Source organism: Micromonospora sp. NPDC047762 (assembly GCF_043204655.1).
GTDB lineage: Bacteria > Actinomycetota > Actinomycetes > Mycobacteriales > Micromonosporaceae > Micromonospora.
Genome location: NZ_JBIDCQ010000005.1, coordinates 469,013 through 478,579, shown reverse-complemented (window position 1 = coordinate 478,579; position 9,567 = coordinate 469,013). Strand labels below are relative to the sequence as shown.

At 69.9% G+C, this 9,567-nt stretch carries 9 protein-coding genes; 6 read left to right on the top strand and 3 right to left on the bottom strand.

The window, feature by feature from the left end; translation table 11 throughout:
- Positions 1–337: 337 nt before the first annotated feature.
- From ACGF3C_RS19300 to ACGF3C_RS19280, 5 genes are all read left to right on the top strand, one after another.
- The gene (locus ACGF3C_RS19300; RefSeq protein ID WP_393223605.1) at positions 338–2,881 is read left to right on the top strand and encodes a bifunctional FO biosynthesis protein CofGH; all 2,544 of its coding nucleotides are present in this window, start codon (positions 338–340) and stop codon (positions 2,879–2,881) included.
- A gap of 162 nt (positions 2,882–3,043) precedes the next feature.
- On the top strand, positions 3,044–3,322 hold the full coding sequence (locus ACGF3C_RS19295; RefSeq protein ID WP_357231380.1) for a hypothetical protein: 279 nt from the start codon (positions 3,044–3,046) through the stop codon (positions 3,320–3,322).
- A 51-nt stretch (positions 3,323–3,373) separates the two neighbouring features.
- Positions 3,374–4,768 (top strand): DUF4331 domain-containing protein, encoded by a 1,395-nt coding sequence (locus tag ACGF3C_RS19290; protein ID WP_393223602.1) that lies wholly within the window; start codon positions 3,374–3,376, stop codon positions 4,766–4,768.
- A 19-nt stretch (positions 4,769–4,787) separates the two neighbouring features.
- Positions 4,788–5,117, top strand: a complete 330-nt coding sequence (locus tag ACGF3C_RS19285; RefSeq protein ID WP_393223599.1) for a phospholipase — start codon at positions 4,788–4,790, stop codon at positions 5,115–5,117.
- Positions 5,118–5,576: 459 nt separating this feature from the next.
- A complete protein-coding gene (locus ACGF3C_RS19280; protein ID WP_007455784.1) occupies positions 5,577–5,834 on the top strand; it encodes a WhiB family transcriptional regulator in 258 nt (85 codons plus the stop codon).
- Between the two features lie 198 nt (positions 5,835–6,032).
- Here the strand turns inward: ACGF3C_RS19280 and ACGF3C_RS19275 are convergent, their stop codons facing one another.
- A complete protein-coding gene (locus ACGF3C_RS19275) occupies positions 6,033–6,482 on the bottom strand; it encodes a metallopeptidase family protein (RefSeq protein ID WP_355005594.1) in 450 nt (149 codons plus the stop codon).
- A 153-nt stretch (positions 6,483–6,635) separates the two neighbouring features.
- Between ACGF3C_RS19275 and ACGF3C_RS19270 the strand changes: the two genes are divergently transcribed.
- A complete protein-coding gene (locus tag ACGF3C_RS19270) occupies positions 6,636–7,004 on the top strand; it encodes a DUF3499 domain-containing protein (RefSeq protein ID WP_091394110.1) in 369 nt (122 codons plus the stop codon).
- Between the two features lie 162 nt (positions 7,005–7,166).
- Here the strand turns inward: ACGF3C_RS19270 and ACGF3C_RS19265 are convergent, their stop codons facing one another.
- Both ACGF3C_RS19265 and ACGF3C_RS19260 read right to left on the bottom strand, forming a co-directional pair.
- On the bottom strand, positions 7,167–8,513 hold the full coding sequence (locus tag ACGF3C_RS19265; RefSeq protein WP_393223595.1) for an aspartate aminotransferase family protein: 1,347 nt from the start codon (positions 8,511–8,513) through the stop codon (positions 7,167–7,169).
- A gap of 494 nt (positions 8,514–9,007) precedes the next feature.
- Positions 9,008–9,520 (bottom strand): Lrp/AsnC family transcriptional regulator, encoded by a 513-nt coding sequence (locus ACGF3C_RS19260; RefSeq protein ID WP_357226942.1) that lies wholly within the window; start codon positions 9,518–9,520, stop codon positions 9,008–9,010.
- Between the last annotated feature and the right edge of the window lie 47 nt (positions 9,521–9,567).

Genomic DNA, 9,567 nt, shown 5'->3' with positions numbered 1-9,567 from the left:
ACTCAACGACCGCCCCCGCATGACCCTGGGCTGGGCCACCCCCGGTGAGAAGATGACCCAGCTACTCGGTGTTGCAACCACCGCTTGAGCCCGCCAAACGAGCGAGATGTCCCCTAAGTCGGGACACAAACTGCAAGATCGCGAGGCTCCGGCACCACAACTCCGTCGATCATGGAGTTGTGGTGCCGGATTCGCGCTTCTACGAGACGCTTTGTCACCCACCACAACTCCTTGATCGACGGGACGCACCGCGCGGGAGGCTGCGACCGGGCACGGCACGGCGCGGGGCGTGGTGGGGACTGGTTGGGTGGCGTCGGGCTGAGCATAGGGTGAGTGGATGGTTGATCGCACCCACTCCGGCCCGAGCGATGCGAGCGTGCGGCGGGCCCTGGGCCGGGCCGCGAACGGGCGTGCGCTGGATCTCGACGAGGCGACCGCGCTGCTGTCCGCTCGTGGCGACGCGTTCGACGAGCTGCTCCGGCTCGCCGGGGGAGTCCGCGACGCCGGGCTGCGGGACGCCGGGCGGCCGGGGGTGGTCACGTACTCGAAGAAGGTTTTCATCCCGCTGACGCGGCTCTGCCGGGACCGGTGCCACTACTGCACCTTCGCGACCGTGCCGCACCGGTTGCCGGCGCCGTTCCTGGACCGCGACGAGGTCCTCGCGATCGCCCGGGAGGGTGCCGCGCAGGGCTGCAAGGAGGCCCTGTTCACCCTGGGTGACCGGCCGGAGGAACGGTGGCCGGCAGCCCGGACCTGGTTGGACGAACGCGGTTACGACTCGACCCTGGACTACCTGCGGGCCTGCGCGGTGGCGGTGTTGGAGGAGACCGGTCTGCTGCCGCACCTCAACCCCGGGGTGCTGTCCTGGTCGGAGCTGCAACGGCTAAAGCCGGTCGCGCCGAGCATGGGCATGATGCTGGAGACGACCGCGACGCGGCTGTGGTCCGAGCCGGGTGGCCCGCACTTCGGCTCACCGGACAAGGAGCCGGCGGTTCGGTTGCGGGTGCTCGAGGACGCGGGCCGGGTCGGGGTGCCGTTCACCACGGGCATCCTGATCGGCATCGGGGAGACCCCGGGGGAGCGGGTGGACGCGCTCTTCGCGATCCGTCGCGCCCACCGGGAGTACGGCCACCTCCAGGAGGTGATCGTGCAGAACTTCCGCGCCAAGCCGGACACGGCGATGCGCGGCATGCCGGACGCGGAGCTGCACGATCTGGCCGCCACGGTGGCGGTGGCCCGGCTGCTGCTCGGCCCGAAGGCCCGCATCCAGGCCCCGCCGAACCTCATCGCCGGCGAGTACGACCTGCTGCTGCGCGCCGGCATCGACGACTGGGGTGGCGTCTCCCCGCTCACCCCCGACCACGTCAACCCGGAGCGTCCCTGGCCGCAGATCGACGAGTTGGCCCGACACACCGAGCTGGCCGGTTTCACGCTGCGCGAGCGGTTGACGATCTATCCGGAGTACGTGCGCGCGGGTGACCCGTGGCTCGATCCTCGGCTGCTGCCGCACGTCGGCGCCCTGGCCGATCCGTCGACGGGCATGGCGGTCGAGTCGGCGATGCCGCAGGGACGACCGTGGCAGGAGCCGGAGGAGGTGTTCGGCGGGCGGGTCGACCTGCACGCCACCATCGACACCACCGGCCGCACCGACGACCGGCGCGGCGACTTCGACAGCGTCTACGGCGACTGGTCTGAGGTCGCTGGCAAGGTCACCCCGGAGGCGACCGCCCGCCGGGCGGGCGTACCCGTGGCATCGGCCGGGAGTGGCGCGGACCGTGACCTGGCGGCCGGCCTGCGGCTCGCCGCCGACGACCCGGCGGCGCTGCTCGACCCCGCGCACACCGATGCCGCGCTGGCGCTGTTCGGCGCGGACGGGCCGGCGCTCGACGAGTTGTGCCGCCTCGCCGACGACGTGCGCCGTGCGGTGGTCGGCGACGACGTCACCTACGTGGTCAACCGCAACATCAACTTCAGCAACGTCTGCTACGTGGGCTGCCGCTTCTGTGCGTTCGCGCAGCGTGAGCGGGACGCCGACGCGTACCGGCTCTCCGTCGGGCAGGTCGCGGACCGGGCGGAGCAGGCGTGGGCCGCCGGTGCCAGCGAGGTGTGCCTCCAGGGCGGTATCGACCCGAAGATGCCGGTCACCGGGTACGCCGACATCGTGCGCGCGATCAAGGCCCGGGTGCCCGAGATGCATGTGCACGCGTTCTCGCCCATGGAGATCGTCACCGCTGCCGCGAAGGCCGGGGTGCCGGTCCGTGAGTGGTTGCTCCAGCTGCGCGAGGCCGGGTTGGACACCATTCCGGGCACCGCCGCCGAGATCCTCGACGACGACGTGCGGTGGGTGCTGACCAAGGGCAAACTCCCGGCCGCCGCCTGGGTCGAGGTGGTGAGCACCGCCCACGAGCTGGGCATCCGGTCCAGCTCCACAATGATGTACGGCCACGTCGACCACCCCGGACAGTGGCTGGCGCACTTCCGGGTGCTGGCCGGGGTGCAGGACCGCACCGGCGGGTTCACCGAGTTCGTGGCGCTGCCGTTCGTGCATACGAATGCTCCGATCTATCTGGCGGGTATCGCCCGCCCGGGGCCGACGTGGCGGGAGAACCGGGTGGTGCACGCCATGTCCCGGCTGCTGCTGCACGGCCGGATCGACAACATCCAGTGCTCCTGGGTGAAGCTCGGCGACGAGGGCACCGTCGCGATGCTCCAGGGCGGCTGCAACGACCTGGGCGGCACGCTGATGGAGGAGACCATTTCCCGGATGGCCGGCTCCGACAACGGTTCGGCGCGTACCGAGGAGCAGTTGCGGGCCATCGCGAAGGCCGCCGGTCGTCCGGCGCGCAAGCGGTCGACTGCGTACGGTCACGCCCGGCCCTGACGTCGAACCTTTCCCCGCCACCGGCCGTACCACGCGATGCCGGTGGCGGTCGCGGCGAGGACCGCCGCCGGTGTCCCCTCAGGGGCCCGGCGGCGTCGCGAGACGGCACCGGACCCGTCCGTCTCCGCGGGCGCGTTCGCGCCACCGCCGGAAAGGTTGCCCATGACCAGTGATCAGCGGAAGCGGCAGTGGCCGCGACTGACCCGCCGGCAGACGTTGACCGCCGCGGCGAGCGCCACCCTCGGCGCCGCCGCGCTCACCGTGCCGGGCCTGTCGGCCGCGCAGAACGCCCCCGGAGCTGCCGGACGAGCCGACGAACCGATCGTCGTGCACCTGCGTGACGCCGACTCCGGAACGATGGACGTCTTCGTCGGTGAGAGGCGCATCGAGGTACGCGACCGCAGCCTGGCGGACCGGCTGCGGCGCGCCGCCCGGCGCTGACCCGACCTTCCGCCCCGCCATCCTGTCCCCGCCCAGTGAGGTTGGTCCGTCATGTCTTCCCACCGCGAGGCCCCGGAGATAGCCAAGGATCCGGTCGCCGACAGCTCCGACCTGTACGCGTTCGTCAGCCCCGACAAACGCGACACGGTCACGTTGATCGCCAACTACGTGCCGTTGCAGCTCCCCTCCGGGGGCCCGAACTTCTTCGAGTTCGGCGACGACGTGCGCTACGAGATCCATATCGACAACGACGGTGACGGTCGCCCGGATGTCACCTACCGGTTCGAATTCACCACCGAGATCACCAACCCGAACAGTTTTCTCTACAACACCGGTCCGATCGACTCGCTGGACAGCAAGAACTGGAACCGGCGGCAGTTCTACAGCCTGACCCGGGTGGCCGACGGCCGCGAGCACCGGCTGGCGCACAAGCTGCAGTGCCCGCCGTGCAACGTCGGTCCGCTGTCCACGCCGAAGTACGCCGACCTGGTGCGGCAGGCCACCTACTCGCTCTCCACCGGGGAGCGGGTCTTCGCCGGGCAGCGCGCCGACGGGTTCTTCGTCGACCTCGGGGCGATCTTCGACCTCGGCACGCTGCGGCCGTTCCAGCAACTGCACGTCGCGGGGAAGAAGATCTTCAAGGCCGAGGGGGAGCCGGTCAACGCCACCGACCGGATGAACGTGCACAGCATCGCCGTGCAGGTGCCGTTGGAGCGTGTTCGTCGGCGCGCCAACCGCTACGGTGCCGAGGATCGGGCGTCGGTGATCGGGGTGTGGACGTCGGCGTCGCGCCGGCAGGTGCGGGTGCTCGGCGACCGGGGCGCGGCGGACACCAGCACCGGCCCGTTCACCCAGGTCTCGCGGTTGGGCAATCCACTGTTCAACGAGGTCATCGTGTCGATGTCCAAGAAGGACCTGTGGAATTCGCTGCCGCCGTCGGAGGACAAGCGGTTCGCCCAGTTCGTCGAGCAGCCCGAGCTGGCCGCGTTGCTGCCGGCGCTCTACCCGGACGTCTTCCCCAACCTGGACAAGCTCACCAAGGCGAAGAAGGCCCGGGCCGACCTGGTGGCGATCCTGCTCACCGGCGTGCCGGCCGGGTTGATCGACGGCTTCACCAACACCACCGGCGACGTGCAGGCCGACATGCTGCGACTGAACACCGCGATCACGCCGACCAGGCGCCCGGACCGGTTCGGGGTGCTCGGCGGCGACCTGGCCGGGTTCCCGAACGGGCGGCGGGTCGGCGACGACGTGGTCAGCATCGCCCTGCGGGCCATCGCCGGGGTCACCGTCCCGTTGGTGGACAAGACGTTCCGCCCGGACGCGGCGGCCGCCGCGGTCACCCCGGGGCTGAGCGCCGCCGACGTGACCGCGCCGTTCCTCGGAAACTTCCCCTACCTGGGTACGCCGTACGACGGGTTCAACAACCCGTCGGCGGCGTCCTGACCGGGGCGGGGGAGCGCGGATGCACGAGCACGCGTACGGGCCGACGGAGACGGGGACCGTCGTCCTCGATCTGGGTGGCGACACCGGTGCCCTGATCGTCTACACCGGTCGGGATCTGCACGGCCGGGAGATCGAGATCAGCCGCGACGACGACCGGCGGGTCCACTCGGCGGTGCGTGAGCGCCTGGTGCGCGACGGCTCGTTCCACAGCGCGGTCTATCCCGATCTGCCGAGCGGGATCTATACCGTCTGGTGGGATGATCACACGTCTGCCGGCACCATCACCGTCCATGGTGGAGTGGTGGCCGAGTTTGTCTGGCCGAGCAGCGGTTTTGGGGCCGCCGGCTGACCTCGACGCACCTGTTTCACCACCGCGCCCCGTCCACATTGTGGACGGGGCGCGAGTGCTGTCCGCAGCCCGACGGGCGGTCTGCGCCGCACCGCGTTAACCTGTCCCCCATTCAAGATCAGCTTAGGGGTGACGGTCTCTGGTGCCGGCCGCTCAGCGACTCGTCGGAGAAGCGCCACGGCAGAAAAGTCGGGCAACTCGCCGGAGAGGGCGTTACTCGGCCGGGGTCTGAATCGATAGGGCAGGTTGCGAGGCTGGACGGCCCGAGTGGCCGACCGGGGGTGTCGGGAGGGCGACTCCATTATCAAGTTTGGCTTGACGGCGCACGCATTACACGCGTGTAATTTGAATGGGGTTGTTCGCGCGGAACGCAACAAAACGGGACGGGATGGACAAGCACGCCTTTCGCGTGGGGGGTTGCAGCGGCGATGACGCCGGTGCGCGACAAGGAGGCATTTGATGGACGGCCAGCTTGAGGTGGCCGACCTGCTCGGAAACGCGCCGGAGTGGCAGGAGCGGGCATTGTGCTCGCAGACCGACCCCGAGGCGTTCTTTCCCGAGAAGGGCGGCTCGACCCGCGAGGCGAAGCGGATCTGCTCGCGTTGCGAGGTCAAGACCGAGTGCCTCGAATACGCACTGGGTCACGACGAGCGGTTTGGCATCTGGGGTGGGCTCTCCGAGCGGGAGCGGCGCAAGTTGAAGCGGCGGGCCGCCTGAGCGGTGCGCGGGGCTGCCTGCGTGTTGTGAGGGGCCTGCGTGGTTCGAGGGGCCGCCTGCGTGGTTCGGGAGTCGAGGCGAAGGTTGGCTCAACGGTGTGAGGGTCGGGGCGGGGCCGCCGGGGGGCGGCCTGAGGTCGGGGCGGCGGGGGCCGCCCGACCGTCCGCTTCCCCGCGCGGTCGGCCGTTCGGGCTCGGCTCAGGCGAGCTCGTCCGGGTCCACCCCGAGAAGGTTCGCCACCTGTTCAATGATCACGTCATGGACGAGATCGGCGAGGTCCTCGCGGTCCATCGCCCGGAACTCCAGGGGCCGCCGGTACAGCACGATCCGCGGCGGCACCTCCTGCCGGCCCGGGCGGCCGGGCAGCAGCCGGGCCAACGGGACCTCGCCGTCCTCCAGCACGTCCGAGTCGTAGACGTTCAAGTCCGGCGGGACGTCCTCGACAGCGAACTCGACCCCGGCCAGCTCCTTGGCGAACCGACGCTCCAGCGTCTCGACGGTGTCCAGGACCAGGTCGTCGAAGACCTCGGCCTTGGTCCGCGCCAGCGGCACAGTGGCCGGAACCAGCCGCCCGCGCAGGCCGCGCCCGTGCCGGTCACGATGCCCACGCCGGCCAGAGGCGGGGCGGCGGTGTTCCGGGCTCGTCATGAGGCAAAGGGTAGCGCCCGTGTCGGGCTGGTCAGCGGCAGCGCCGCTCCCGTGGCGCGGCGCGCCCAGAACGTTCGACTGTGATCACCATGACGGGCGTGTCGCAACGCGAAGCGATGCGCCGGACCCGGTAATGGAGATACCCTGCCGCACGTGAGGTCACCACGGCGCTGCTCCCGTAACGGCTGCCCCCGGCAAGCGGTCGCCACATTGACCTATGTCTACAACGAGTCGACAGCGGTGGTGGGGCCGCTGGCGGCGTTCGCCGAGCCGCACACGTACGACCTGTGCGAGCCGCACGCCCGCAGCCTGACCGCGCCGCGGGGCTGGGACGTCGTCCGGCACGAGGGCGAGTTCGAACCGCCGCCGCCCACCACGGACGACCTGGTCGCGCTGGCCGAAGCGGTCCGCGAAGCCGCCCGCCCGGCCCCCCGCCCCCCGGAGCCGGACCAGAACCGTCCCGAGAACCCCCACCAGACCGGCCGCCGAGGCCACCTCCGCGTAATCCCCCCCAACCACTAAAACCCCCGCGCCCCACCGACCCGCCCCGCGTCCCACCGCCCGGCCCGGCCGGGCCCGGCCGTGCCTCCCTTCCGGCGCTGATCATGAAGTTATTGCCCCGCGCCTCGGCGTGTCGTGGCAATAACTTCATGATCAACGGGGTGGTGGTGGGGTTGGGTGGGGTTAGAGCTTGGTCCAGGCTTGGGTTAGGACTGTGCGGAGGATCTGCTCGATCTCGTCGAAGTGCTGCTGCTCCGCGATCAGGGGCGGGGCCAGCTGAATGACGGGGTCGCCCCGGTCGTCGGCTCGGCAGTAGAGGCCCGCCTGGAACAGGGCGGTGGAGAGGAAGCCGCGCAGCAGGCGCTCCGACTCGGCCTCGGTGAAGGTCTCCCGGGTGGTCTTGTCCTTGACCAGCTCGATGCCGTAGAAGTAGCCGTCACCGCGCACGTCGCCGACGATCGGCAGGTCGTGCAGCTTCTCCAGGGTGGCGCGGAAGGCGTCCTCGTTGGCGCGTACGTGCCCGACCAGGTCCTCCCGGGCGAAGACCTCCAGGTTGGCCAGCGCCACAGCGCAGGAGACCGGGTGCCCGCCGAAGGTCACCCCGTGGGCGAACATGCCGGTCTCGGTGAGGAACGGTTCCATCAGCCGGTCGCTGGCGATCATCGCGCCGAGCGGGGCGTAGCCGGAGGTGATGCCCTTCGCGGTGGTGATGATGTCCGGCTGGTAGCCGTAGCGCACCGCGCCGAAGTACTCACCCAACCGCCCCCACGAGCAGATCACCTCGTCCGAGACGAGCAGCACGTCGTACGCGTCGCAGATCTCCCGTACCCGCTCGAAGTAACCGGGCGGCGGTGGGAAGCACCCGCCGGAGTTCTGCACCGGCTCAAGGAAGACAGCGGCGACCGTGTCCGGGCCTTCCCGCTCGATGGCCCGTCCGATCTCGTCGGCGGCCCAGCGGCCGAACGCCTCGGGGTCGTCGCCGTGCTCGGGCGCCCGGTAGAAGTTCGTGTTCGGCACCTTGATCGCACCCGGCACCAGTGGCTCGAAGTCGCTCTTGATGCCGGGCAGGCCGGTGATCGACAGGGCGCCCATCGAGGTGCCGTGATAGGCGATGTAGCGGCTGATCGCCTTGTACTTGTTGGGCTTCCCGGTGCGCTTGAAGTACGCGCGGGCCAGCTTCCACGCCGCCTCGACCGCCTCGGAGCCGCCGGTGGTGAAGAAGATCCGGTTGAGGTCGCCGGGGGTGAGCGCGGCGATCCTTTCGGCCAGCTCGACGGCCTTCGGGTGCGCGTACGACCAGAGCGGGAAGTAGGCAAGCTCGCCGGCCTGCTTGGCGGCGGCTTCGGCCAGCTCGGTGCGGCCGTGGCCGGCGTTGACCACGAAGAGCCCGGCGAGCCCGTCCAGGTAGCGGCGACCCTGCGCGTCCCAGACGTACGCTCCCTCGCCGCGCACGATGGTCGGCACCTCACCAGCGGAGTAGCTCGCCATCCGGGTGAAGTGCATCCAGAGGTGGTCGGTGGCGTTGGCCATGTCAGCCCCATCGGTCGTCGGGCCGGTCAAAGGGGTGAGGCCGGCCGCTCTGCCAACGGTTATCGCACAGTCGAGACCTCCGGGGCAAGTGTTATCGGCGGTACCACGGTCAGTTGGCGACGGATTCAGCGCACGCGCGCCACTGATGCAACGGAATCCGCATCACTGCCGGCCTGGTTGATCGGCGGTCGGCAGTCGGCAGGAGCTGGAGGTGTGGTGGTCGCGGCCTTTGGAGTTGAATCGTTTGCGATATCACGGCCGCCTTGTCGAGGTGGCTCATGGCCGCCCGGGTTCGCGCCGGGCGGGTCAGTCAGGCAGGCTCGTCGCCGGTCCCGCCGGCCGCCGATTCGTCTACGACATCAGCTCCAAAGCGCCCGAGTAGTGGCCGCGCCCTCTTGGCCCTGCGCTCGATCCACTGCCGGTTCATTGAATCTGCGGGGTCCAGGCGTGGTTGATGCCGCGTTATTGGTGAAGTCGAGTGGATCAGGGGACGGTCAGGCCGTACCCCAGGTGTAGGTCTGCTTGCGCAGTTTGAGGTAGACGAACGCCTCGGTGGAGATCACCCCTGGCACCGCGCGCAGTCGTTGCAGGATCTCCAACAGGTGGTCGTCGTTGCGGCAGACCACCTCGGTGAGCAGGTCGAACGACCCGGCGGTGATCACCACGTAGTCGACCTCGTCCAGCTCGGCCAGCCGGTCCGCGACCGTCTCCAGGTCGCCGTCGGTGCGTAGGCCGATCATCGCCTGCCGGTTGAAGCCGAGCTGGAGCGGATCGGTCACCGCCACGATCTGCATCACCCCGGAGTCGAGCAGTCGCTGCACCCGCTGACGGACCGCCGCCTCGGACAGGCCCACCGCCTTGCCGATCGTCGCGTATGGGCGGCGGCCGTCCTCCTGGAGCTGCTCGATGATCTGCTTGGCCACGTCATCCAGCAGAGCGTGATTGGCGCCTTCACGGACAGCGACGCGTCGACCGCCGTTGCTGTTCTCGTGCTGCCGGTTTGTCATTGCCCGCTCCCCATGTCCTGAATCCTGATGTCGCGCGTGTAACCCCG

Coding starts and splice junctions, on each gene's coding strand:
- ACGF3C_RS19290 (WP_393223602.1), top strand. CDS start 3,374: ATGTCTTCCCACCGCGAGGCCCCGGAGATAGCCAAGGATCCGGTCGCC.
- ACGF3C_RS19280 (WP_007455784.1), top strand. CDS start 5,577: ATGGACGGCCAGCTTGAGGTGGCCGACCTGCTCGGAAACGCGCCGGAG.
- ACGF3C_RS19275 (WP_355005594.1), bottom strand. CDS start 6,482: ATGACGAGCCCGGAACACCGCCGCCCCGCCTCTGGCCGGCGTGGGCAT.
- ACGF3C_RS19265 (WP_393223595.1), bottom strand. CDS start 8,513: ATGGCCAACGCCACCGACCACCTCTGGATGCACTTCACCCGGATGGCG.
- ACGF3C_RS19300 (WP_393223605.1), top strand. CDS start 338: ATGGTTGATCGCACCCACTCCGGCCCGAGCGATGCGAGCGTGCGGCGG.
- ACGF3C_RS19260 (WP_357226942.1), bottom strand. CDS start 9,520: ATGACAAACCGGCAGCACGAGAACAGCAACGGCGGTCGACGCGTCGCT.
- ACGF3C_RS19295 (WP_357231380.1), top strand. CDS start 3,044: ATGACCAGTGATCAGCGGAAGCGGCAGTGGCCGCGACTGACCCGCCGG.
- ACGF3C_RS19285 (WP_393223599.1), top strand. CDS start 4,788: ATGCACGAGCACGCGTACGGGCCGACGGAGACGGGGACCGTCGTCCTC.